Raw genomic sequence first — 22,778 nt, 5'->3', positions numbered from 1 at the left:
ACACAAATTGTTCTTTCTAAACATAATATACTACTATTGTTTAAAAAAGTCAACAGTTTATGTTTGTTTTTGTTTATTTTTTAGAAAACTTCTATATCAAAACCAATTTGATCACTTTGACCTGGATTTAAGATTCGAACATTTTTCTTATCTTCTAGATGATCTCCCTCTTCGAGTGAAGTTGACAAACCTGACCAAGGTTCCAGAGCAAGGAAAGGACCTTTATTAAGCGTTGACCAAACGATGAGGTTTGGAAACTCTTCAAAGTCCAGTTTTAATCCCTTATCATGCTTACGTGACCGTAAGGAAACAGAGCGAGAGGTTAATTCATCTAAAGTCACAGCATCATAGCTAAAGAAATCATAGTTTAGATCCAATTCTTTTTGGTCTTTTAACCAGCTACTTCTATTTTGAAAATCTAACATCCCTGTTTCTGGGAATGGTTTAGGAACTGTACAAGTTTCTGGCATTTCAAATTCAAGATAGTAGTCTTCATAAGCTTCATCATCAAATAAAGGACAGTTAAAGCCTGGATGTCCACCAATAAAATATGGCATTTTCTTATCTGTTTCCTTATTGGTAACTTGATACTGTGTTCGAATAGTCTTTCCAGTAACTGTATAAGTTATTTCTAGTCGAAAATGATAGGGATAATTCTCATACATGTCTTGGTCATCTTCGATAGCAAAGGTGACAGAATTCTCTGTTTGTTCTACTAATTCAAATTCTTTTTTTCGAACCAAGCCATGACGAGGAATTTTTCCTGCAACTTGACTACCATCTTCTTGCTCATACAAGACAGTATCATTTCTAACAGATCCACAAATTGGAAATAGAACCGGTGCTTGTCCACTCCAGTAAGTTGGATCTCCTTGCCACAAATACTCAATTCCATCTTTGTCTTTTATTGAAGAAAGTGCACCACCAAAAGTTTGAAACTGTACACTTAACTGTTCTGTTTTTAATTCAATCATTAGAATTACCTCCATTTATTTAAGGCCTAAAAAAACTAGACTGTCGACTCCAGATTTGGAAACTGACAACCTAGTTTTTACAATTTACATTTTTAGGAGCGAATTATTTTGCATTTGCTGCGTATTCTTCATTACGTTTGATCATTTGTTTTCTGTACCATGCAAAGATACCAACGTAGAATACTAGGAATACTAATGCGCCAAGGATAGCTTTGATATCACCAGTTGTAGCGTTACCAATTGCCCAACCAAATAGTTTTTCGATTGGTCCTTCAAGAGTTGAGTGAGTAATCAATTGAGTTTGGCTTACACCTTCTGGGAAGGCACCTACACCTTTAGCAAGTTCTGTTGCAAATGGTGCGATAAGTGTACCTGAAAGAAGGAAGAGTGGCAACAAGAGTGTTCCGAAGATAATCATACGGAGCAATTTACCACGAGTAACTACCAAGAGAGCTGGAGTTACACCCATTGCGATGATACCAGCAAGTGGCAAGATACCATTTCCGACATTTGAAAGAAGCACAGCTTCAACCAACATGATTGGTGCAAGTACGTTGGCACAAGCCCAGATTTCAGCACGACCAGCGATAAATGGCCAGTCAAGACCGATGTTGAATTTACGTCCTTGAAGACGTTTAGTAGCAACGTTTGTAATACCTTGTGAAAGTGGTTCTACGGCTGCGATGAACCATGAACCGATCAATGAGAAGAGCTCCAAGCAGACACCGGCAGTCAAACCAAGTGACAACCAACCTTTAATAACAAGTTCCCATGAAGATGCATCTTCTACTCCAGCAACTGGATGTGGAGTTCCCATCAAACCGATAACGATACCAAGGATGAATCCGATGAAGAATTTAGATCCCCAGAAACCGATTCTCTTGTTCAATTTAGCAGCGTCAAAGTCAAATTTATCAAGACCTGGGAAGAGTTTATCAAAAATCTTATCCAAAACCATGATAACTGGGTTCATCATGTAGTTCATGTGAGTTGAAGTCATTGGTGATGAACTTGGTGCGTTAAGAAGGTCATCAAATGTTGGTTTCATCAAGTCAGAGTTGATGATTTTAAGAACCCCAACAAGAACAACTGCTGCAGTCGCGATGAAGAGTGAAACTCCTTGGCTAACTCCATTGTTGTCAGCGTACCATTTAATCAAAAGACCAGTGATAGACAAGTGCCAGATATCAAAGATATCGACGTCAAGTGTATCAGTTTTCTTCATTGCAAGCATTACAATGTTGACAATCAACATCACAAGCAAGAAGTAAAGTGTCCAGGCAGAACCCCAAGTGATTGTAGCAAGTGGTGCCCAACCAACGTCGGTGATGTTCAATTGAATACCAGTATTTTCAACGAATTTTGCAAGAGAAGCTGAGAAAGCTCCATTAAGCATTCCGATGATCGCACCGATACCTGTAAGAGCGATGGCAAGTTTAATACCACCTTCAAGTGCTTTGGAGAATTTCACTCCGAAAAGCAAGGCCAATACTGTCAAAATGATCAGCATGATGATTGGGCCACCCATAGCCAAGATAGGTTTAAAGAAATCGTTGGCCAGATTGATAATGAAATCCATAATGTTCCTCCCTTTATTTTTTATGGAATATTTACAAATTAATAATTAACTTAGACCATGTTCTTTGATAGCTGCTTCAATATTGTCATAGACTGGAGCGCTCATAGCAGGAATACGGAACAAGATTGGTCCTGCTTCAACAACTGGAATACCTGGTTCAAAACCTAAATCTGTAGCAGCGATTGGTGTGAAGATATCATAACCTTTAATCAAGTCTTCATTGACATCTTTTACCATAACGGCATCACATTGAACATCGTACCCACGGTTAGAAAGTTCTTCTTCAAGAGCACTTTTAATTTGGTGGCTTGAGTTAACACCTGCACCACAAGCAGCAAGAATTTTAATCATTTGGATTTCCTCCGTTTTTATATAAAAATTATTAACAAATTAAGCAGTCGCTTCTGAGATATATTGGAACAAGGCTTCAGGTTCCGTAATCTTAGACAGCGCTTCAAGATGACCATTGCCTGTAAAGAAGTCCATCAACTGCGCAAGAATATTTGTTTGACTTGAACTTGAATTGTTGATGATAAAGAACAACAATGAAACTTCTACTTCCTTATCAGGAGCGATCATATTGTGGAATGTTACTGGTTTTTCTAGACGAACCACGACAACATTTTCAGTTAGATTATGAATTATATCAGTATGAGGGATAGCTACATTAGGCAAATCCTTCCCTAAAAACTCCATATCCAAACCAGTTGGGAACGATTTTTCACGTTCAATCAAGGCCGATCGATAGGTCTCTGTAACAACTTTCTTTTCTTCCAGTAGGGTTGCAACTTGATCGAAAAGTTGCTCTTGATTATCTGCTTCTAAGCAAAAGACTAAGTCTTTGTCAAAGAAATGATCTAATCCCATGACCTTCTCCCTTCATATTCAACTTTTATGGTACAAGTATAACACTATATGAAACCGTTGTCAATCTTTTTTGTTGTATTTTGTTTGATTTTTATTTTTTTTGTTTACGTTTTAAACATTTGCTAATTTCAAACATATTTTTTATAAATTTCTTGATAAGTAAAACAAAAAACAGGAATGAATCCTGTTTTCACAATTTTAACTCTTTTTATTGATCCAACTTTCTTCCACCATTGGAAGGAGATTTTTTAATACCTCTGGAACACCTTCAAGAGAAACATATCTAAACTTACCATCATCGGATTTAAAAACCCAGATAATTAAATATTTACCATTTTTAGCAATACAGTTTACTACGTAAGCCTCATAGCCACCGATAGTTGATTTTGACCCCCATACCTTGGAGAAATCTTGACTTTTCTGTTTAGATTCATAAATGCTAGTTGAAATTTGAACAGTTTCTAGCGCTGCGTATTCGCTTTCACTAATACCAAACTGCTCAGGTTTAAAGGTATTGAGAGTTACAATGTTGACATCCGTTCCATCACAGTACTGAATGTCATCTCCACCTTCAATTTCTTTGAAATGAACCCATGATTGAGGAATTTTCATATATCCATAATCATCAGATCCAGCTATTTGAGTTTCTTCCGTCTGGCTAGATAAGAAAGGCGATGATTAAGTGCCATTGGCCCGGACGTGATTCGCAACCACGTAAAAAAAGCCTCAGCATTCGCACTGCTTGGGCTTTTCCATTACTCCTGGCTTAGAAAACTATCACTTTTTCGCAAAATTCGTATAACACATTTACGGAGCAGGTGCAAGAAAATGCGTTTTTTGAGAGGTTCTGACTAATAATAAGCCTATTTATTTTTTATTTTTTTTATTGTAGAGCAGACCCAAGCGAATGAACATAGGTTGTAAAAAGCAAATGAAAAAACTGCGAGGATAATAGCTTCTGTGTCTAAATAACCCATTTCGAGACCTCTTTTCAACAACAACAAGCCTGTAGTTTCGATAACGATCAAACATAAAAATATATAAAAAATTTTCGCCTTAAACATAGTGTCACCGCTTTCCTTTTATATAATTTCATTGTAGAATAAAAATTGAAAAAAATCAAAAAATCTTAACCACCTGTCTAACGGGTGGTTTTTACTAGGGCTATAAGCCCAAATTACCAGCCAGCGCCTAAAGACGCTGGCTTCGTTCTTGACTCGTCACTTGCCTCTTAAAGACGCTTGAGTATTACTTACCACTTTCTCTAAAGAGATCCTCATATTCTTTTACACTTAATTTATCTAGTGCTATATCATCTTTACTCGTTCTCAAATTTTCATACTCGTGATGAAATCATCCACTGGATAATTTCTTTAATCTTGAATATATTTCTTAATTGTGGCTTCATTAAGTACATAATATCCTTCCGCCCAGAAATGTCGATTCCCAAACTTGTATAGTTGATTGAAATAAGATATGAACAAAGAGATTAGGAAAGTCAAATCAATTTCTAAAAATGTTTTAGAATCTGTAGTGTGCTATTCCAAGTTCAATCTGCTATACTTGAGGTTGGCGCGTTTGTCAAACATTAAGAAAAGAGGCTGGGCAAAAAATCTTTAAAATCAGAAAAAACCATAATATCAGGTGTTGAAAACCTTGATACTATGCGTTATATTTTTTCATTTTCGAAGAAAATTGACTTTTTACCCAGCCTCTTAAAAAATCATTATTTTATATTTATCTTATTTTTTCTTGAGATCTCAACTATTCTTCATCCATGCTCAATACGCTAAGGAAGGCTTCTTGTGGAACTTCTACTGATCCGATAGCTTTCATACGTTTCTTACCAGCTTTTTGTTTTTCAAGAAGTTTACGTTTACGTGAAACGTCACCACCATAACACTTGGCAAGAACGTTCTTACGAAGGGCTTTAATATCTGTACGCGCGACAATCTTGTGTCCAATAGCTGCCTGAATTGGAACCTCAAATTGTTGACGAGGAATGATTTTCTTAAGCTTATCAACAATGAGTTTCCCACGTTCGTAGGCAAAGTCTTTGTGAACGATAAAGCTGAGAGCATCCACCTTATCACCATTAAGAAGGATATCCATTTTAACCAACTTAGATGGACGATACTCTGACAATTCATAGTCAAAGCTTGCATAACCGCGTGTTGAAGATTTGAGCTTATCAAAGAAGTCAAAGACAATCTCAGCTAGTGGGATTTGATAGATAACATTGACACGACTGTCATCAATATAATCCATGGTCACAAAGTCACCACGTTTGCGCTGAGCTAGCTCCATAACTGCTCCAACGAATTCCTGCGGTACCATGATTTGCGCCTTGACATAAGGTTCTTCAATGGTCGCAATCTTTGTAGGATCTGGGAACTCGGATGGGTTAGACACATCCATAGACTCCCCATCAGTCTGATTAACCTTGTAGATAACAGACGGTGCAGTCATAATAAGGTCGATGTTGAACTCACGTTCCAAACGTTCCTGAATAACATCCATATGAAGAAGTCCAAGGAAACCACAACGGAAACCAAATCCAAGAGCCTGGGATGTTTCTGGTTCGAACTGCAAGCTAGCATCATTTAGTTGCAATTTTTCAAGAGCTTCACGAAGATCGTTGTATTTATTTGACTCGATTGGATAGAGACCTGCGAAAACCATCGGATTCATCTGCTTGTATCCTGAAAGAGGTTCAGTCGCTGGGTTTGCCGCCAAGGTAACGGTATCACCGACACGTGTGTCCTGAACTGTCTTGATAGATGCCGCGATATAACCAACATCACCTGTCGCAAGAAAATCACGTCCTACAGCTTTAGGTGTGAAGATTCCGACTTCAGTAACATCGAAGGTCTTACCATTGCTCATGAGCTGAATCTTGTCACCCGGTTTGACCACCCCATCCATGACACGAACTTGGAGGATAACCCCACGATAGGCGTCGTATACTGAGTCGAAAATCAAGGCTTTCAATGGTGCTGACACGTCACCAGTTGGGGCTGGTACTTTTTCGACAATTTGCTCGAGAATTTCTTCGATACCGATACCCGCCTTGGCTGAAGCCAATACTGCTTCGCTAGCGTCTAGACCAATGACATCTTCGATTTCTGTACGCACGCGCTCTGGATCCGCTGCTGGTAGGTCAATTTTATTGATAACTGGGAGGATTTCCAAATCATTATCCAAAGCAAGATAGACGTTTGCCAGGGTTTGAGCCTCAATCCCTTGGGCGGCATCGACTACTAAGATAGCACCCTCACAAGCAGCTAGAGAACGTGATACCTCATAAGTGAAGTCCACGTGTCCTGGTGTGTCAATCAAGTGGAAGATATAAGTCTCACCATCTTTAGCCGTATAATTAAGCTCGATAGCATTAAGCTTGATCGTAATTCCACGCTCACGCTCTAAATCCATACTATCAAGAAGTTGGGCTTGCATTTCACGACTGGAAACTGTCTCTGTCTTTTCCAAAATACGGTCTGCTAGTGTTGACTTTCCATGGTCAATATGGGCAATGATAGAGAAGTTACGAATCTTCTCCTGTCGTTTTTTCAATTCTTCTAAGTTCATCATTCTCTTCCTTTCAGGGTATCTATTAATTATAAATTGTTTTTAACATTTTGACAAGACCATACCCTGTTAGGAGTACTAATCTTCAGCAACAAAGCCATCATTTTCAATGAAGTAATGTTCTGTCATACCTTGGTCGGTAAAGACAATCCCATGAAGAACACCGCCGTAGACAGCCCCTCCATCCATTCCAATCTTACCGTCTTCTGTTATCCAGAGTTCAGATGTGCCAGGTTTTTGATCCAACAAACCATAGACTGGTGTATGACCAAAGACAATTGTTTTTCCAGTATGATTGGCTGCTTCGTGAAATGGTTTTCTGAGCCAAACTTTCTTGTAATCTGTCGTTTCATGCCAATCATCCAAAGTCAAATCAATACCAGCATGTACAAAGATATACTTATCTGTTTCAATGACAAAAGGCATTTGACGGATAAACTCCACTAAGTCCGCTGCTTCTGTCTCAACTCGTTTAGCATCTGCTACTCCATCTACTGGTGCATCTAGTGGACGGCCTAAAATGGAATTAATGGTTGTATCCCCACCATTTCTACGGTAGTGATCGTAACTCTCTTCTGGATTGTCTAACCATGTTAAAAACATATACTCGTGGTTCCCAGATAAGCAGATAGCTCCTTGGTTATCAACCAAATCCTTGACCATTTCAAGAACACGGCGGCTATCTTCTCCTCTATCAATCAAATCTCCAAGAAAGAGTAATTGAGTCTTGCCATCCCATGTTTTAAGTAAGTCTTCTAACATTCCAGCTTTTCCGTGGACATCACCAATTACATAATAGTCTGTCATTTATTTCTCCTTACTTTGTAATAATTCTCTCGCTTGAGTCAATGCTGCTTCTGTCACATTCTCTCCAGCCAACATCTTAGCGACTTCTTCAATCCTTTCTTCAACTGTTAACAAGCGAACAGTTGATACCGTTGAATGTTCATTGCTAATCTTTTCAATAAAGAACTGATAATCTGCGATAGCAATAACTTGAGGAAGGTGAGATATGGCCAACACTTGTCCATTTTGTCCAATTTTGTGAATTTTTTGCGCGATGGCTTGAGCTACACGACCTGAAACTCCCGTATCCACCTCATCAAAGACGATACTGGTCTTGCCTTCCTTACGAGAAAAAGCGGACTTGATAGCTAACATGAGACGAGACAACTCTCCACCAGAAGCTACTTTTACTAAAGGTTTAAAATCTTCTCCAGGATTGGTTGAAATGTAAAATTCAACACTCTCATTACCTTCACGACTGAATTTTCCCTTACTAAAACGAACTTGAAATTGTGCTTTCTCCATGTAAAGGTCTTGCAATTCTTGCTTGATTTCAGCTTCTAAGTCCTGCGCTATTTTATGGCGAGCTTGAGCAACTTGACCTGCTAGGTCCACAAGATTTTTTTCAAGTTTCTTGAGTTCGATTTCCATATCTTCAGAAGATAGATTATTTCCTGTTAGAAGATTGTATTCGTCTGTAATCTTGGCAAAGTATTCAAGGACATCATCTACACTACCACCATACTTACGGGTAATAGTATGAATCAAATCTAGTCGGCTTTCAACCTGCATCAGACGATTACCATCAAAATCTAAATCATCAATAATGGATTCCAAGCGCTTGGTGATATCTTCTAGAACATAATAGGATTCAGAAAGTGTTCCTGAAATCTCACGATACTCTGGATCAAACTCTTCAAGACTTTCCATATCATTCATGGCCGAACGAACATTTGCCAGACTAGAAAACTCTTCATTATCCAACATACTGTAAGCATTAGTCAAAGTATCAGCGATATGTTTATGGTTCAGTAGTCTGTCTCTTTCTTGATTGAGAGTAACATCTTCACCAGCTTTCAAATTAGCTGCTTCAATCTCAGCCATCTGAAATTCCAACATCTCAATTCGCGCCTTGTGCTCTTGCTGATTTTTTTTGATGTCAAGCACTTGCTTGCGCATACGACGATAGTTGTCAAAGCTCATCTGATAGGCTTCTTTTAATTCAAAGAAAGAAGTATCTCCAAACTCATCCAACATCTGGATGTGTCGATGAGGACGCATTAATTCTTCTTGGTCATGTTGACCATGAATATCAACTAGCTGTTGACCAATTGTCCTTAATACTGAAAGATTAACCATCTGTCCATTGACACGACTGATGCTACGGCCGTTTTGTAAAATTTCGCGACGAATAATGATTTCATCACTCAATTCTAATCCTTGTTCATCAAAAATATCTTCTAGCGCGCGATTACTTTCAATTGAAAAAAGACCTTCAATTTCTGCTTTTGGAGCCCCATGACGAATAACTTCTGTTGTAGCTCTGGCTCCTAACATCATATTCATAGCGTCGATGATGATTGACTTACCTGCACCTGTTTCACCAGTTAAAACTGTCATCCCTTTTTCAAAATTCAGAGAAATTGATTCGATGATAGCAAAATTTTTAATCGAAATTTCAAGTAACATATAATCCTACCAATTTTTAACTTGCTCAAAAATATCCTTGGCTGTTTCTTCACTTCTCAATACCATCAAGATGGAATCATCATCAGCAATACAGCTAAAAATTTGGTCAGAAAAAACAGTCATCAACTGACTCTTAACGAAAATAGTATTTCCTGGAATGACTTGCAAATTGATCATATATCCCATTCGTTCAGCATGAACAATATTATTTTCTGCCAATTGCAAGCTTCTAACGATTGATTTTGGCAATTCATAAATGTAAGTATTGTCTTTCAATGGAATTTTTACAATACCTAATTCTTTAATATCTCGGGAGACTGTTGCTTGAGTAGCAGAGATACCCGCTTCTCTCAAGTGTTCAACGATTTCTTCCTGCGTTCCGATTTGATAATCTGTAACAAATCTTCTAATCTTCTCAAGTCTCTCTTTTTTATTCATCTTTAAATTCTCTATGTGCTTTCTCCACTATTTTTTCTATTTCAGAACTAACCTGATTGATTGCGTAATCTTCTTTTCGCAAATAGGCTAAAAACTCGATATTCCCATGACCACCTTGAATAGGAGAATAGTCCAATCCTAAGACTGAAAATCCTTCATCAACTGCCATTTTAGTAACTGCTTCTAAAACACTTTGGTGAACCTTGGCATCTCTGATAATTCCATTTTTACCAATCTGTTCTCGACCAGCCTCAAATTGAGGCTTAACTAGAGCTACGACCTGACCTTGATCGGCTAAAACACGGTGTAAGGCTGGCAAAATAAGGCCTAAGGAAATAAAACTGACATCGATACTTGCGAAACTTGGTTCCTGATTAAAGTCGCTCTTTTCAGCATAACGGAAATTAAACTGCTCCATACTGACAACACGAGGATCTTGGCGTAATTTCCATGCCAGTTGATTAGTACCAACATCAACTGCAAAAACTTGTTTAGCACCATTTTGCAACATGACATCCGTAAAACCTCCAGTTGAAGCGCCGATATCAATGGTCGTTTGTCCCTCAACTGATAGATCAAAAATATCTAGCGCCTTCTCAAGTTTCAAGCCACCACGACTGACATACTTAAGTTTCTCGCCCTTGAGTTTCAACTCTGTATCGTCAGGAATTTTTTCTCCTGGTTTATCAAATCGTTCGCCATTTATAACAGCGACTACCAAACCAGCCATAACACCTCGTTTGGCTTGTTCTCTCGTTTCAAATAAACCTTGTTTGTAAGCTAATACATCTACTCTTTCCTTATCCATTGATTCTCAAACTTTCTACTATTTTCACAATTGGTTCCTTATCAAAGCTCACAACTCGGCTAATCTCTTCTAGTTTCGCATTAGCTTGATCCAAGGTTTGATTGCAAAACGCTATCGCCTGATCTAATCCCAACAAAGCAGGATAGGTTGACTTTTCGGCTTGCAAATCTTTCTGAGGTGTCTTGCCGATTTCCTCAAAACTTGCTGTAACATCAAGCACATCATCTCTCACTTGGAAAGCCAGGCCAATCAACTCGCCAACTGTTTTAAGCTGCTTCTGATGATTTTCATCCAATCCAGCAATGATACCAGCCGCTTGGAAAGGAAAAGCTAAAAGTTTACCAGTCTTATTAGCATGGATAGTCTGAAGTTCCTCTAAATTCAAGTGTTTTCCTTCGCCTTCCATATCTAAAACTTGTCCAGCCACCATTCCCATACTTCCAGAAGCAAGTGATAAATTAGCTATTAAATCAACCTTTGTTTGACTCGGCAAATCAGCTTGAGCAATTAAAGCATAGGGATCCAAAAAAAGCGCATCCCCTGCTAAAATAGCTAGAGCTTCACCATACACCTTATGGTTGGTCAAACGCCCCCGACGAAAATCATCATTATCCATAGCAGGAAGATCATCATGGATCAAACTTCCTGTATGAATCATTTCTAGTGCCGCTGCAACTTGAGCATGTTCCTGAGTGATAGGCACTTGTAAGGAGTCCAAAACTTCTAAAAGTAAATATGGACGAATCCGTTTACCACCAGCATGGACGGAATAGAGAATAGATTCTCTTAAACTGGACGCAAATTGTTGGTCGCCATAAAAGTCTTCAAGAGCTGACTCGACCAAAGCTAGTTTTTCCTGCTTGTTCATACCAGTTCACTTTCTGTTCCATCTTCTTGCATAACCTTGACCAAGGTCTTTTCAGCCTTATCAAGTGTTGCCTGCAATTCTTTGGATAAGAGCATTCCTTTTTGAAATGCAGAAATAGCATCTTCCAAAGCAATTTCACCATTTTCTAAGCTTTGAACAATAGTCTCAAGCTCTGCTAGATTTTCCTCAAATTTCTTTTGTTTTGACATCTCTTACCTCTAATTCTACTTGACCGTCCCGCATCAACAGTGATACTTGGTCATTTTCTTTCAAATCTTTCGCAGAAGCCACTACAACTTCTCCTTTTTTGACAATTGCATAACCTCTGGCTACAATTCGACTAGTATCTAGCATAAGGAGAGCTTCTGATAGGCGTTTTACTTCTGCTACTTTTGCATCATAGGTCACAGCCATCTGGCTTCGCAGCAGTTTCTTTAATTGCTGGATACGATCCTGATAACGCTGGATTTTGATGATTGGTGATAATTGTTCCAAACGGTGGATTTGTTCTTGAACCTTTTGTTGATTTCGAACCAATTCAGCATTCAGTCCTTGCTTCAGTCGTAGCTGTAACTGATCCAAGCGTTGTAGATAACCGTCATATAAACGCTCTGGTTGTCTGAAGATGACCGATTGACTGAGGATTCTCAAAGCTTCTTGTTTCTTTGACAAACTATGCTTAACCGCTGTAGTCATGCGTTTTTCTTGATTCTGAAGATAGGTTAAAAAATCTAACTTAGTTACTGGTGTAGCGAGTTCAGCAGCAGCTGTCGGCGTTGCCGCTCTCTTATCAGCCACAAAATCAGCCAGAGTGACATCCGTTTCATGACCTACACTCGAAATAATCGGTAAACGAGATTCAAAAATAGCTCGAACTACAATTTCTTCGTTAAAGGCCCAAAGATCTTCAATGGATCCACCACCACGGCCGATAATCAGAACATCTAAGTCATCTCGTTCATTGGCTCTCGCAATGTTACGAGCAATCTCCTCTGCAGCACCCTCACCTTGAACTTTAGTAGGATATAGGACAATTTCCACACCAGGGAAACGTCTACTGACTGTAGTGATGATATCTTGGATAACAGCTCCACTACGGCTGGTCACTACACCGATTTTCTTTGAAAATTGTGGTAAAGCTTGTTTAAATCGCTCTTGAAACAAACCTTCTTCTGCCAGTTTCTTCTTAAGTTGTTCAAATTGGATTGCCAAGGCACCAACACCATCTGGTTCAGCTTTTTCAATAATAATCGAATAACTCCCGCTCGGTTCATAAACTTGGACACGACCAACTACATTGATCTTCATTCCTTCTTCCAAGTCAAAACCTAGTTTCTGATAAATACCTGACCAAATGGTTGCCTGAATAACTGCTCGATCATCCTTAAGAGAAAAATACTGATGCGTTGGACGCTTCCGGAAGTTAGAGACTTGACCAGTTAAATAGACCCGTTCCAAATAGGGGTCTTTATCAAATTTCATTTTTAAATACTTGGTCAATGTTGTAACTGATAAATACTTTTCCATCTCTACCTCCTTCTTTCTCTAGTTTTTCCTGGGTATTATTATACCAAAAATATGCTTAAAAATCTTTATTTCCCACTTAGAATGGCAAAAATACAGTTTGTTTCTACAAAAGTTTTGCCCCTTTTTTGCCCCCTGAACAGAAAAAAAGCCCTTCGGATAAAATCCAAGGGGCTTAAAACGTTGTTAAATCAACGGCCGAACTTTTGAGTTTCAAGGTTCGGGATAAAATAGTTCACTGAACTATTTTATTTTTTCAAGTTGTAGAATGATTTCAATCCACGATATTCAGCTACTTCACCAAGTTGGTCTTCGATACGAAGCAATTGGTTGTATTTAGCGATACGGTCTGTACGTGAAAGTGAACCAGTCTTGATTTGTCCTGCGTTAGTTGCAACTGCGATGTCAGCGATTGTTGAATCTTCAGTTTCACCTGAACGGTGTGATACAACAGCAGTATAACCAGCTTCTTTTGCCATTTCGATAGCGTCGAATGTTTCAGTAAGAGTACCGATTTGGTTAACTTTGATAAGGATTGAGTTAGCAGCGCCTTCAGCGATACCTCTTTCAAGGTAAGAAGTGTTTGTTACGAAGAAGTCGTCACCAACCAATTGAACTTTACCACCAAGACGTTCAGTAAGAGCTTTCCAACCGTCCCAGTCGTTTTCATCCATACCATCTTCGATAGTGATGATTGGGTATTTGTTTACCAATTCTTCAAGGTAGTCGATTTGTTCTGCAGCAGTACGTACAGCAGCGCCTTCACCTTCAAATTTAGTGTAGTCGTAAACTTTACGTTCTTCATCATAGAATTCTGATGAAGCACAGTCAAATCCGATAAATACGTCTTTACCAGGAACATATCCAGCAGCTTCGATTGCGGCAAGGATAGTTTCAACACCGTCTTCAGTTCCTTCGAAACGAGGAGCGAATCCACCTTCGTCACCTACGGCTGTTTCCAAACCACGAGATTTAAGGATTTTCTTAAGAGCGTGGAAGATTTCAGCACCCCAACGAAGAGCTTCTTTGAATGTTGGTGCACCAGCAGGTACGATCATGAATTCTTGGAAAGCGATTGGAGCATCTGAGTGAGATCCACCGTTGATGATGTTCATCATTGGAGTTGGAAGAACTTTAGTGTTGAATCCACCAAGGTAGCTGTAAAGTGGGATTTCAAGGTAGTCAGCAGCAGCACGAGCTACAGCGATAGACACACCAAGGATTGCGTTAGCTCCCAATTTACCTTTGTTAGGAGTACCGTCAAGTGCGATCATAGCACGGTCGATAGCTTGTTGGTCACGTACATCGTAGCCGATGATTGCTTCAGCGATGATGTTGTTTACGTTGTCAACAGCTTTTTGTGTACCAAGACCACCGTAACGAGATTTGTCACCATCACGAAGTTCAACTGCTTCGTGTTCACCAGTAGAAGCTCCTGATGGAACCATACCACGTCCGAAAGCACCTGATTCAGTGTAAACTTCTACTTCAAGTGTTGGGTTACCGCGTGAGTCTAGGACTTCGCGAGCGTAAACATCAGTAATAATTGACATTTTTTACTCTCCTTATTGAGTTAAATTTTTTACACCTCTATGATACCTTAAAAAGACACCTTTTTCAAGGAAAAACGTTATCTTTGTGCAAATTTTCCTTAAGTTTATAAAGTAATCGCTTTCTTTTATCTGTTTTCTCCTTTATTTTATGATATACTATTTTTATGACTGATGTATCAAAACAAATCCTAGAAAAGGCTCATGGCGGTCTTAAACTAAATCCAGATGAACAGAGACGTTTTCTCGGAACTTTCGAGGAAAGGGTCCTTGGCTATGCAGACCTTGAAACAGCTAATGATGATAAATTTCAAAAGGGTTATGTATCTATTTTAGTGAGTCTAAAAAAAGAAACTGAACCACTTTTTGTCAAAATTTCTCCTCAGGTAGTATTTGAAAAGCAGGTCTATTATCTAAAACAAGCCAAAGATGCTGACTTCCAAGCGACTATCGTTTCAGAAGATCACAATTCATCCCCTTTTGGCTTGATTATTCATAGTGATTCCCCTGTTCAAATAAATGAAAAAGACCTTAAAAAGGCCTTTCCAGACTTGTGGCAAAAGAAAGAGAACAAAGCTCCTACTTCTATTTGGAAAAAGTGGTTTGGTTAATTCTTCTTCAAAGCTAAGATTTGACCAATGTTTGTAGCTGTATATTCTAAATAGATAGCGGCATTTTTTAGACTGTCTTCCAGTGGTTCACTTTTTTCTAGTATAGAAAAGGCTGCAACGATATTCTCAAATGGTAAGGGTGGTAAATCCTCTGACAGACTACCGCAAATAGAAATGACAGGAACACCATTAGGTGTTCTTTTTGCTACTCCAATTGGAGCCTTACCAGATAAACTTTGAGAATCTAACCTACCTTCACCAACGATGACAAGATCTGCATTCGCAACCTTCTGATCAAAACCGATTAGGTCTAAACAAGTTTGAATACCAGACACAATTGTTGCTCCAGCAAAAGCACATAAGCCAGCTGCAATACCACCACCTGCTCCAGCTCCTTCCAGTTTTAAGATTTCAGGGGCAACTTTTCGATAGAAGTTTTCAATAGCAGAATCAACTTCATGAAATTGAGCTGGATTTAAACCTTTTTGCTTCCCAAATGTATATGTAGCTCCTTGTAGGCCACAGAGAGGATTGGTCACATCTGCTAAGATTTTAATTCGCACATCAGAAGGAATAGATATAACTTTCTCCTTTGAGATATCAGCAATTTCAAACAAAGACTGACCAATATCTAAAAGTTCATCTCCATTTTTGTCATAGAACTGGTAACCAAGTCCTGAAGCAATACCAATCCCACCATCGTTACTGGATGTCCCACCGACTCCGATATAGATTTCTTTCATTCCATGCTCTATTAAATGCAGAATCAGTTGACCAATCCCCTTTGTTTGAATCTTCAGGGGATTTCGTTTTTCAATGGGAATTTTAGCAAGACCTATCAAATCCGCAACTTCAAATAAAGCGAGAGTTTCTTTATAAACATAAGGCATTTGTACCTCATCACCAAATGGACCTGTTACCTGAGTTGTATGTTCTTCAAGACCTAAAGCACTTTTTATAGCGTCTACTGTTCCTTCTCCTCCATCGCCAACAGGTAAGAGCAAACATTCCGATTCAGGTAAAGCCTTTTGAAGGCCTCGTTTAATAGCTTTAGCTACTTCACTTGCAGGGAGACTCTCCTTAAAAGAGTCAGGTGCTATAACAATTTTCATACACTCTTCTTTCTAATCAAAATAAATCTATCAGCTTCAATACTCTTGAGAAGTCTCTTTCTTCAATTTGAAGGGGAATTTCCTCTTTCACGATTTCTTTTGCACAGAAGCCAATGCCGATTCCAGCTCTCTTCAACATTGCTAAATCATTAGCTCCATCTCCAATAGCAATTGTCCTCTCGATTGGTACCTCCAATTCATCAGCCCATCTGATAAAAGTCTCTTCTTTAACTTTTCTGTTTATAAGGGGACCAATAAGATTTCCAGTTAAATGACCACCTCTGATTTCCAGTTGATTAGCAGCAAATAATGAAATCTCTAAATCCTTTGCCAATCTTTCTACAATAGGTGTAAATCCACCCGAAACTAAACCTACTTCTATCCGATTTTCTTGAAGAATGTTAATAAACTGTGCAGTATTTTTACTAAGGTGTAGTTCACGATAAATCTTATCAAAAATATCTACAGATAGTCCTTGTAATAAAGAAACACGTTTTCTCAGGCTTTCTTCAAAATCTAGTTCTCCCCTCATAGCTTGGGCAGTCAGTAGAGCTACTTCATTTTCACACTCTGCTTCTTTCCCCAACAAATCAATAACTTCCTCTTCTATTAGTGTCCCATCAACATCCAGTACACAGAGTCCTTTAATTTTTTTCATATAATTGTCTTACTTTCAGAATCTCAAAAAATCGTATGAAGGTATCATACGATTTTAACTATTTAGTTTGCTAAACTGTGGTACAAATCAAGATATGACTTGCAGGCTGTATCCCAAGAGAAATCACATTCCATAGCTTGAACTTGCATATTCTTCCAAACATCAGGATGGTTATGATAAACATCCAGAGCTGTTTGCAAGGCCCAGTTGAGCCAATATGGAGTTAGGTTATTAAAGCTAAATCCTGTACCTGTTCCATCAATTGGATTAAAGGCTTGAACAGTATCTCTAAGACCACCAACCTCATTTACCAAAGGAAGCGTACCATATCTCATAGCCATCATTTGTGAAAGCCCACAAGGTTCAAATCTACTTGGCATAAGGAACAAATCACAAGCAGCGTAGATTTCTTGAGCCAATTTCACGTCGAAAGTAATATTGGCAGAAAGTTTTTCTGGGAATACTTGACTAAACCAAGAGAAGGCTTGTTCAAATCCTGGATCTCCAGTTCCCAAGAGAACGATTTGAATATCCTCTTGAAGCATACGATGCAGGCTTTCAACCACCACATCAAAGCCCTTCTGACGAGTCAAACGTGACACGATACCAATCATTGGCACATCAGGACGTACTGGAAGACCAACTCTTTCTTGAAGTTTCGCTTTATTTTGAGCTTTCCCTGACAAATCAGTTTTATTAAAATGATACTCAAGTAAAGCATCCGTCTCTGGGTTGTACAAATCTGTATCTATACCATTAACAATACCAGAAAGCTTGCCAGATTCCATACGGAGAATCTGATCAATACCGCAACCAAACTCTGTAGTCATTATCTCATAAGCATAACTCGGTGACACGGTTGATACACGATCTGCATAGAGAATACCAGCCTTCATCCAGTTAAGACAATCATTCCAACGAACTGTTCCATCAGCGTAGCGCTCAAATCCAACCCTGAACAAGTCCCAAAGCATACTCTCAGAAAATTGACCCTGAAATTCCAAGTTATGAATGGTCAAAACAGTCTTGATTCCTTGGTAAGCTTGAATCCATCTGTATTTTTCCTTCAGCAAGAAAGGAATCATTGCTGTATGGTAATCATGAGCATGGAGGACGTCAGGTATGAATCCAATACGCTCCATAGCTTCAAGGGCAGCAAGTTGGAAGAAGGCAAAACGTTCACCATCATCGAAATCTCCATAAACATGCCCACGGAAGAAATAATATTGATTGTCGATAAAGTAGAAGGTAACACCGTTTAAAACAGTTTTCTTAATTCCACAAAATTGTCTGCGCCAACCAACATAGACTTCGAATTGAAGGACATCTTCAATCTGATCACCAAACTTGGCTTCTACCATGTCATAGTAAGGTAAGATAACAGCAACTTCATGCCCAGCTTTTACTAATGATTTTGGAAGTGCTCCGATAACGTCTCCCAATCCACCTGTTTTTGAAAAGGGAGCGCCCTCTGCTGCTACAAATAAAATTTTCATGAAAGGACATCCTCTGTTACTTTTTCGCCTTTTTTGATGACAACAGGGTTTTCTGCTGTACCTCGAATAACAACTCCCTCAGCTATTTCAGCACCCTTATCTACAATTGCATACTCAACTTGTGCACCTTTTCCAACGACAACTCGAGGGAAGATAATAGACTCTTTAACCAAGCTGTCTTTATTGATACGAACATTACGCGAAATAACAGATTTATCCACTTCACCCTCAATGATACTACCAGAAGCAAATTGAGATGTGTTTACTTTAGAACCAGGTGCATAGTAGGTAGGTTCTTCGTTTTTAACTTTAGTATGAATCTTTTGATTTGGTGAGAACAAAGAGTAGAATTTTTGCTGATCAAGCATATCTAGATTCGCTTGGAAGTATGTTTCTACTGAATGAATATTTGCTAGGTAACCTGTATATTCATATGCAAAAGCACCTTCTTTGGCTGCCAAATCACGAAGAACATAGCGTAATTTTTCTGGATATTCTTTTTGGGCTTCTTCTTCCAAACGTTTAATCAACCATTGAGTATCTACAACAAAGATATCTGTTGACATGTTGTAGTATTCTTGGTTTGATTTTTTATCAAAGAGTTTGTGAGAGAGCACGTGGTCAGTTTCATCGATATCAAGGATTGCATTTACTTCTGAAATGTCCTTCTTAGGCAATTTCTTATAAACTACCGTGATTGGTGATTTTGTAGTATTATGCAAATGGAAAACTTGAGCAAGATCAATATTTACCAAAACATCACAGTTCAAGGAAACTGTTTGGTCTGAACCTGAACGTTTTAAGTAAGTTAAGAGTTGTTGATAATACTCTTTACCGACTGTGCTACTTTCTACACGTGTATTGTAAATACCTAAATAGTAGTGACTAAGTAGTGTATTCAAGCCCCACTCACGACCTGAACGAATGTGGTCGAAAACTGAGCTGATATTATCTTGTTGGAAGATTCCAAAAACACTACGAACACCAGCATTTGCTAAACTTGAAAGCGGGAAGTCAATCAAACGATACTTTCCTCCAAATGGTAAAGTTGCCACTGGACGGTTACTTGTCAAGGTTGACATATCATGGAAACCAACGGTATTTCCTAAAATCGCTGAATATTTATCAATCTTCATCTGTTGCTACCCCCACTACTTCATTATATCCGACTACTTCTACTTCTTCTGTACCATCAATTTCTACACCATCGGCAATGACTGCTCCTTCACCGATGATTGCACGTGTAATTTTAGCACCTCTACCGATAACTGCTCCACTCATGATGACAGAATCAACGACTTCTGCTCCCTTACGAACTTGAGCAGCTGTAGAAAGAATAGAATGTTTCACAGTACCATTTACGTAACATCCATCTACTACTAGAGAATCTTCTACATGAGCATGTTCTCCAATAAAGTTTGGTGGAGCGATAAGGTTACGAGAATAGATTTTCCATTGACGGTTACGGCTATCTAGAGCATTTTCTGGAGAGATGTATTCCATATTTGCTTCCCAGAGTGATTCAATAGTACCCACGTCCTTCCAGTATCCATTGAATTCATAAGCATAGACACTTTCACCAGTTTCAAGATAGTTTGGAATAACATTTTTACCGAAGTCTGACATGTCTAGGTTGGCCTTCTCAGCTGCAACTAGCATATTGCGAAGTCGTTTCCAGTCAAAGATATAAATCCCCATTGATGCCTTAGTTGATTTTGGTTCAGCTGGTTTTTCTTCAAACTCAACAATACGATTATTAGCATCTGTATTCATGATACCAAAACGGCTAGCTTCTTTAAGTGGCACATCCAAGACAGCAACTGTCAAGCTGGCATTATTATCCTTGTGTGATTGGAGCATATCATCATAGTCCATCTTGTAGATATGGTCACCTGAAAGAATCAAAACATACTCAGGATTGATGCTGTCGATATAGTCGATGTTTTGGTAAATGGCATGACTTGTACCTTCAAACCAACGGTTTCCTTCACTTGCAGAGTAGGGTTGAAGGATAGAAACTCCGGTGTCAATACCATCTAGACCCCAACTAGAACCATTACCAATGTGGCTGTTGAGAGCTAGTGGTTGATACTGTGTAATAACCCCAACATTATGGATACCAGAGTTGGCACAGTTTGAAAGAGCGAAGTCAATGATACGGTAGCGCCCACCAAATTGCACGGCAGGTTTAGCAATGCTTTGAGTGAGTTTACCAAGACGAGTTCCTTGCCCACCAGCAAGGATTAAAGCTAGCATTTCATTCTTCATTTTCTACTCCTTTTTGAGTTTTATTAGCGACTTTTTTAGTAGGTTTTATGCGACGTTTGATTTTCCAAATACTTGCTCCCATAGCTGGCAAGGTAAATGTCAAAGTCTGCTCATAATCCTTCCACAATCCTTCTTGAGTTTGAACTGTTTGGTTATGCTCTTTCCACACACCACCCCATTGTTCTAACTCTGTATTCCAGATTTCTTCATAAATGCCTGCAACTGGAAGACCAATTGTGAAGTCAGGGCGTTCAACTGGTGCCATATTGAAGACACAGACTAGCATCTCGCCTTTCTTGCCTTTTCGGATAAAGGAAAGAACACTCTGATCTCTGTTATCCGCATCAATAATTTCAATACCGTCATAGCTTGTATCAATTTCCCAAAGACAACGGTGGTCTTTATAAAGCTGATTCAACTGTGATGTAAAGTATTTCATCTTAGCATTCATCGGATCTTCTAGGTTAGACCATTCTAATTGCTCTTCTGATTTCCACTCTAAGAATTGACCAAATTCGCTACCCATGAAGAGTAATTTCTTACCAGGGTGACAAATTTGATAAGTGTAGAGGTTTCTCAAACCAGCAAATTGATTGTAACGATCACCCCACATCTTATGCATCATACTCTTCTTACCGTGGACAACCTCATCATGTGAGAATGGTAGGAGATAATTTTCATTAAAGACATACATAAAGCTGAAAGTCACAAGGTTAAAGTCATACTTGCGGTAAATTGGATCTTCTTCGTAGAAACGTAGGATATCATTCATCCACCCCATGTTCCACTTGTAGTCAAATCCAAGTCCACCCATTTCCTTCATACCGGTAATCTTGGTACCTGAAGAAGACTCCTCTGCAATCATCATAACATCAGGATGAGCTAGCTTAATAACATCGTTCAAACGTTGTAGGAAATAATAGCCTTCATAGTTGAGATTGCCGCCGTCTTTATTTGGTGTCCATGGAGCATTGTCATAATCTAGATAGAGAATATTACTTACGGCATCTACACGAATACCATCTAGGTGATAGAAATCAATCCAGAACTTAATACTAGAAATCAAGAAAGATTGGACTTCATTTTTGCCTAAATCAAAGTTCAATGCACCCCAACCGTAGTTGTGTGCTTTGTTATGGTCTTGATATTCAAAAGTTGGTGTTCCGTCATAATAAGCTAAAGCATCATCATTGATTGTAAAGTGACCTGGCACCCAATCCACAATTACACCGATATTGTTGATATGACATTCCTCAACGAAGTCTTGAAACTCTTCAGGACGACCATAGGCATGCTCTAAAGCGAAGTAGCCCATGAGCTGATAACCCCAACTCAAACCAAGTGGGTGAGCCATCAAAGGCATAAACTCGATATGAGTATAGTTCATCTCAACAAGATAGGGGATGAGCTCTTCTTTGAGTTGAGCAAAGCTATAAGGTGTTCCATCAGGATTTCTCTTCCAAGATCCTGCATGCGCCTCATAGATATTGACCGGTCTTTCGAAAAATCCCCAACGTTTTCTCCGAGCTAACCAGAGACCATCCTTCCATTTTTTCTCAGGAATTTCTATTAAAACTGCCCCTGTTCCTGGACGAGCTTCATAGCGTACTGCCAAGGGATCAATCTTCATAAGCTGATGACCATTAGCACGAGTAATATGATATTTATAAATATGCCCCTCTTGAGCTAAAGTTGTAAAAACTTCCCAAACTCCAGATTCATTACGAACCATGGGGATTTGATTTTCAACCCAGTTAGTAAAATCACCAACTAGATGGACAGCCTGCGCATTTGGCGCCCAGACACGGAATGTATAACCATACTCACCGTCTCTTTCTTCACGATGCGCTCCTAAATAGTGTTGAAGATGGAAATTTTCACCACTAGTAAAAGTTCTTAAAGCCTCAAATTTATCCATTGAATCCCCCTTTATTTGTAAGCGTTTTCTATGTCTCTATTATA

General features: G+C 38.9%; 20 protein-coding genes and 2 pseudogenes. 1 reads left to right on the top strand and 21 read right to left on the bottom strand.

From position 1 onward, the window contains the following. Positions 1-80 precede the first annotated feature (80 nt). The 15 genes and pseudogenes from ADH90_RS10675 to eno form a co-directional block, all read right to left on the bottom strand. The gene (locus tag ADH90_RS10675; protein WP_080982596.1) at positions 81-974 is read right to left on the bottom strand and encodes an aldose 1-epimerase family protein; all 894 of its coding nucleotides are present in this window, start codon (positions 972-974) and stop codon (positions 81-83) included. Between the two features lie 103 nt (positions 975-1,077). Then, on the bottom strand, positions 1,078-2,553 hold the full coding sequence (locus ADH90_RS00830) for a PTS galactitol transporter subunit IIC (protein ID WP_049529555.1): 1,476 nt from the start codon (positions 2,551-2,553) through the stop codon (positions 1,078-1,080). A 45-nt stretch (positions 2,554-2,598) separates the two neighbouring features. After that, on the bottom strand, positions 2,599-2,904 hold the full coding sequence (locus tag ADH90_RS00825) for a PTS sugar transporter subunit IIB (protein ID WP_000590576.1): 306 nt from the start codon (positions 2,902-2,904) through the stop codon (positions 2,599-2,601). A 39-nt stretch (positions 2,905-2,943) separates the two neighbouring features. Beyond that, complete coding sequence (locus ADH90_RS00820; RefSeq protein ID WP_049529554.1) at positions 2,944-3,420, bottom strand: PTS sugar transporter subunit IIA; 477 nt, start codon at positions 3,418-3,420, stop codon at positions 2,944-2,946. Positions 3,421-3,618: 198 nt separating this feature from the next. Beyond that, positions 3,619-4,074, bottom strand: a pseudogene (locus ADH90_RS00815) (hypothetical protein); the annotation flags it as partial. Positions 4,075-4,668: 594 nt separating this feature from the next. Further along, positions 4,669-4,886, bottom strand: a pseudogene (locus ADH90_RS11500) (hypothetical protein); the annotation flags it as partial. A gap of 298 nt (positions 4,887-5,184) precedes the next feature. Then, positions 5,185-7,008: a translation elongation factor 4 gene (gene lepA, locus ADH90_RS00805; RefSeq protein ID WP_049529552.1), complete on the bottom strand. Its 1,824-nt coding sequence runs from the start codon at positions 7,006-7,008 to the stop codon at positions 5,185-5,187. 78 nt (positions 7,009-7,086) lie between these two features. Further along, positions 7,087-7,815 (bottom strand): metallophosphoesterase family protein, encoded by a 729-nt coding sequence (locus ADH90_RS00800; protein WP_049529551.1) that lies wholly within the window; start codon positions 7,813-7,815, stop codon positions 7,087-7,089. Beyond that, positions 7,816-9,483: a DNA repair protein RecN gene (recN, locus tag ADH90_RS00795; RefSeq protein WP_049529550.1), complete on the bottom strand. Its 1,668-nt coding sequence runs from the start codon at positions 9,481-9,483 to the stop codon at positions 7,816-7,818. A 6-nt stretch (positions 9,484-9,489) separates the two neighbouring features. Beyond that, a complete protein-coding gene (locus ADH90_RS00790; protein ID WP_049529549.1) occupies positions 9,490-9,921 on the bottom strand; it encodes an arginine repressor in 432 nt (143 codons plus the stop codon). Further along, positions 9,914-10,729 (bottom strand): TlyA family RNA methyltransferase, encoded by an 816-nt coding sequence (locus ADH90_RS00785; protein ID WP_049529548.1) that lies wholly within the window; start codon positions 10,727-10,729, stop codon positions 9,914-9,916. The genes ADH90_RS00790 and ADH90_RS00785 overlap by 8 nt, the downstream gene beginning before the upstream one ends. Further along, positions 10,722-11,597 carry a polyprenyl synthetase family protein gene (locus ADH90_RS00780; RefSeq protein WP_049529547.1) on the bottom strand — a complete coding sequence of 292 codons (876 nt, stop codon included), beginning with the start codon at positions 11,595-11,597 and terminating at the stop codon, positions 10,722-10,724. The genes ADH90_RS00785 and ADH90_RS00780 overlap by 8 nt, the downstream gene beginning before the upstream one ends. Further along, positions 11,594-11,806 (bottom strand): exodeoxyribonuclease VII small subunit, encoded by a 213-nt coding sequence (locus ADH90_RS00775; protein WP_000043228.1) that lies wholly within the window; start codon positions 11,804-11,806, stop codon positions 11,594-11,596. Before ADH90_RS00775 ends, ADH90_RS00780 begins: the two co-directional genes overlap by 4 nt. Then, the gene (xseA, locus tag ADH90_RS00770) at positions 11,784-13,124 is read right to left on the bottom strand and encodes an exodeoxyribonuclease VII large subunit (RefSeq protein ID WP_049529546.1); all 1,341 of its coding nucleotides are present in this window, start codon (positions 13,122-13,124) and stop codon (positions 11,784-11,786) included. Before xseA ends, ADH90_RS00775 begins: the two co-directional genes overlap by 23 nt. A gap of 245 nt (positions 13,125-13,369) precedes the next feature. Further along, positions 13,370-14,674, bottom strand: a complete 1,305-nt coding sequence (gene eno, locus ADH90_RS00765; RefSeq protein WP_049529545.1) for a surface-displayed alpha-enolase — start codon at positions 14,672-14,674, stop codon at positions 13,370-13,372. A gap of 164 nt (positions 14,675-14,838) precedes the next feature. On the opposite strand from eno, the gene ADH90_RS00760 reads away from it, so the two are divergent. Next, on the top strand, positions 14,839-15,282 hold the full coding sequence (locus ADH90_RS00760) for a DUF1694 domain-containing protein (RefSeq protein ID WP_049529544.1): 444 nt from the start codon (positions 14,839-14,841) through the stop codon (positions 15,280-15,282). Here the strand turns inward: ADH90_RS00760 and ADH90_RS00755 are convergent. The 6 genes from ADH90_RS00755 to glgB all read right to left on the bottom strand — a co-directional run bounded on the left by ADH90_RS00755 (position 15,279) and on the right by glgB (position 22,734). Beyond that, positions 15,279-16,394: a glycerate kinase gene (locus tag ADH90_RS00755; RefSeq protein ID WP_049529543.1), complete on the bottom strand. Its 1,116-nt coding sequence runs from the start codon at positions 16,392-16,394 to the stop codon at positions 15,279-15,281. The two genes, ADH90_RS00760 and ADH90_RS00755, sit on opposite strands and share 4 nt — an antisense overlap. A 16-nt stretch (positions 16,395-16,410) precedes the next feature. After that, positions 16,411-17,052 (bottom strand): phosphoserine phosphatase SerB, encoded by a 642-nt coding sequence (serB, locus tag ADH90_RS00750; protein WP_049529542.1) that lies wholly within the window; start codon positions 17,050-17,052, stop codon positions 16,411-16,413. A 62-nt stretch (positions 17,053-17,114) separates the two neighbouring features. Further along, a complete protein-coding gene (glgA, locus tag ADH90_RS00745; RefSeq protein WP_049529541.1) occupies positions 17,115-18,548 on the bottom strand; it encodes a glycogen synthase GlgA in 1,434 nt (477 codons plus the stop codon). Continuing rightward, on the bottom strand, positions 18,545-19,684 hold the full coding sequence (gene glgD / locus ADH90_RS00740) for a glucose-1-phosphate adenylyltransferase subunit GlgD (RefSeq protein ID WP_049529540.1): 1,140 nt from the start codon (positions 19,682-19,684) through the stop codon (positions 18,545-18,547). The genes glgA and glgD overlap by 4 nt, the downstream gene beginning before the upstream one ends. After that, positions 19,674-20,816 carry a glucose-1-phosphate adenylyltransferase gene (locus ADH90_RS00735; protein WP_049529539.1) on the bottom strand — a complete coding sequence of 381 codons (1,143 nt, stop codon included), beginning with the start codon at positions 20,814-20,816 and terminating at the stop codon, positions 19,674-19,676. The genes glgD and ADH90_RS00735 overlap by 11 nt, the downstream gene beginning before the upstream one ends. Next, on the bottom strand, positions 20,806-22,734 hold the full coding sequence (gene glgB, locus ADH90_RS00730) for a 1,4-alpha-glucan branching protein GlgB (protein ID WP_049529538.1): 1,929 nt from the start codon (positions 22,732-22,734) through the stop codon (positions 20,806-20,808). The genes ADH90_RS00735 and glgB overlap by 11 nt, the downstream gene beginning before the upstream one ends. Positions 22,735-22,778 lie beyond the last annotated feature (44 nt).

The sequence above is a fragment of the Streptococcus pseudopneumoniae genome, assembly GCF_001073085.1.
GTDB classification, from domain to species: Bacteria; Bacillota; Bacilli; order Lactobacillales; family Streptococcaceae; genus Streptococcus; species Streptococcus pseudopneumoniae_M.
This window is presented reverse-complemented; position numbering and strand designations above follow the sequence as displayed.

Bases quoted from the DNA above. Each gene is read 5' to 3' on its own strand.
- ADH90_RS00790 (WP_049529549.1), bottom strand. From the start codon at position 9,921: ATGAATAAAAAAGAGAGACTTGAGAAGATTAGAAGATTTGTTACAGAT.
- ADH90_RS00760 (WP_049529544.1), top strand. From the start codon at position 14,839: ATGACTGATGTATCAAAACAAATCCTAGAAAAGGCTCATGGCGGTCTT.
- recN (WP_049529550.1), bottom strand. From the start codon at position 9,483: ATGTTACTTGAAATTTCGATTAAAAATTTTGCTATCATCGAATCAATT.
- ADH90_RS00830 (WP_049529555.1), bottom strand. From the start codon at position 2,553: ATGGATTTCATTATCAATCTGGCCAACGATTTCTTTAAACCTATCTTG.
- ADH90_RS10675 (WP_080982596.1), bottom strand. From the start codon at position 974: ATGATTGAATTAAAAACAGAACAGTTAAGTGTACAGTTTCAAACTTTT.
- lepA (WP_049529552.1), bottom strand. From the start codon at position 7,008: ATGAACTTAGAAGAATTGAAAAAACGACAGGAGAAGATTCGTAACTTC.
- ADH90_RS00820 (WP_049529554.1), bottom strand. From the start codon at position 3,420: ATGGGATTAGATCATTTCTTTGACAAAGACTTAGTCTTTTGCTTAGAA.
- xseA (WP_049529546.1), bottom strand. From the start codon at position 13,124: ATGGAAAAGTATTTATCAGTTACAACATTGACCAAGTATTTAAAAATG.
- ADH90_RS00825 (WP_000590576.1), bottom strand. From the start codon at position 2,904: ATGATTAAAATTCTTGCTGCTTGTGGTGCAGGTGTTAACTCAAGCCAC.
- ADH90_RS00780 (WP_049529547.1), bottom strand. From the start codon at position 11,597: ATGAACAAGCAGGAAAAACTAGCTTTGGTCGAGTCAGCTCTTGAAGAC.
- eno (WP_049529545.1), bottom strand. From the start codon at position 14,674: ATGTCAATTATTACTGATGTTTACGCTCGCGAAGTCCTAGACTCACGC.
- glgD (WP_049529540.1), bottom strand. From the start codon at position 19,684: ATGAAGATTGATAAATATTCAGCGATTTTAGGAAATACCGTTGGTTTC.
- ADH90_RS00755 (WP_049529543.1), bottom strand. From the start codon at position 16,394: ATGAAAATTGTTATAGCACCTGACTCTTTTAAGGAGAGTCTCCCTGCA.
- ADH90_RS00785 (WP_049529548.1), bottom strand. From the start codon at position 10,729: ATGGATAAGGAAAGAGTAGATGTATTAGCTTACAAACAAGGTTTATTT.
- ADH90_RS00800 (WP_049529551.1), bottom strand. From the start codon at position 7,815: ATGACAGACTATTATGTAATTGGTGATGTCCACGGAAAAGCTGGAATG.
- ADH90_RS00775 (WP_000043228.1), bottom strand. From the start codon at position 11,806: ATGTCAAAACAAAAGAAATTTGAGGAAAATCTAGCAGAGCTTGAGACT.
- glgA (WP_049529541.1), bottom strand. From the start codon at position 18,548: ATGAAAATTTTATTTGTAGCAGCAGAGGGCGCTCCCTTTTCAAAAACA.
- ADH90_RS00735 (WP_049529539.1), bottom strand. From the start codon at position 20,816: ATGAAGAATGAAATGCTAGCTTTAATCCTTGCTGGTGGGCAAGGAACT.
- serB (WP_049529542.1), bottom strand. From the start codon at position 17,052: ATGAAAAAAATTAAAGGACTCTGTGTACTGGATGTTGATGGGACACTA.
- glgB (WP_049529538.1), bottom strand. From the start codon at position 22,734: ATGGATAAATTTGAGGCTTTAAGAACTTTTACTAGTGGTGAAAATTTC.